The sequence below is a fragment of the Bartonella sp. AA86SXKL genome, assembly GCF_042196885.1.
This window is the reverse complement of record NZ_JBHIRE010000491.1, coordinates 1-601: the sequence shown is the minus strand read 5'-3', so window position 1 is coordinate 601 and position 601 is coordinate 1. Positions and strand designations below refer to the sequence as shown.

At 42.1% G+C, this 601-nt stretch carries 2 protein-coding genes; both read right to left on the bottom strand.

Annotated elements, in window-relative coordinates; genetic code table 11:
• A partial coding sequence (locus ACFIO5_RS12825) for an AarF/UbiB family protein (protein ID WP_375705610.1) occupies positions 1 to 501 on the bottom strand: 501 nt, incomplete at its 3' end.
• A gap of 3 nt (positions 502 to 504) precedes the next feature.
• The coding region (locus tag ACFIO5_RS12820; protein ID WP_375705611.1) for a class I SAM-dependent methyltransferase at positions 505 to 601 on the bottom strand (97 nt) is incomplete at its 5' end.

Here is a 601-nt window from a genome sequence, read left to right as displayed (position 1 = left end):
TGCAAAACGCGTTCTGATATTAGGGCGAATGACCTTAACAGCACATTTTTTTTTATGGCCTACTTCATCGTAGTATTCAGCTGGATGAACTTGAGCAATAGAAGCGGCTGCAATAGGGGGATAAAAGTTTGCGAATAAATCATTGATAGAGCGACCAAGCGAACTTTCAATTTGATCAATGGCAGCCGTACAGGAAAATGTTTGAACACGATCTTGTAGTTGTGCTAAATCTTCCGCAATATCACGTCCTACAATATCGGGTCTGGTAGCAAGAAATTGACCAAGTTTTATGTAAGAAGGGCCGAGCCTATTGATGGCATAGGAAAGTTTTTCAGATCGTCGCTTTTTTTTCGTTTTACGCCGCGCTAACATACTTGCGATACGGTGGCATAATGCTGGAAATCCTTGAAGATCATCGTGAGGCAAAGCACTCAAAACGCCTTCACGTGCTAAAACCCATCCAGTACGTATTAATTGAAAGTAAGTGGAAATTTGCACCATTTTTTAAATCTTCCAGGCTGAATGCAGCGCTGCGATTGCACCCGTGAGGTTGCGGTATGATACTCGCGAAAAACCTACATGATTGATCATATGGGCAAAA